This window comes from Pseudomonas sp. AKS31 (assembly GCF_023634765.1).
GTDB lineage: Bacteria > Pseudomonadota > Gammaproteobacteria > Pseudomonadales > Pseudomonadaceae > Aquipseudomonas.
Genome location: NZ_JAMLFX010000047.1, coordinates 1 through 290, shown reverse-complemented (window position 1 = coordinate 290; position 290 = coordinate 1). Strand labels below are relative to the sequence as shown.

The window sequence follows — 290 nt, the reverse complement described above, 5'->3', positions numbered from 1 at the left end:
CGCACCGCGTACGCCTATGACCTCAACGGCCATCTGCTGGAGAAGACCGAGTTCGGTGATGACGGCTCTTGTTTGCTCACTGCTTATGAGCGCGATGCTGCCGGGCGTCTTCTGCTCAAAACCCTGCCCGACGGGATCAAGGTTTCCTACCAATACGACCGCCTCGGCCGACTGATCGGTGTCGACGACGGCCAGCAACATCCTTTGGCCTTCGAGTACGACCGTCAGGACCGGCTGATCACCGAGCATCAGGGCTGGGGCACCCTGCGTTACCGCTACGACGCCTGCGG

1 protein-coding gene is annotated in these 290 nt (G+C 61.7%); it reads left to right on the top strand.

Annotated elements, in window-relative coordinates; translation table 11 throughout:
• On the top strand, positions 1 to 290 hold a 290-nt coding region (locus tag M9827_RS27660), incomplete at both ends, for a hypothetical protein (protein WP_250608403.1).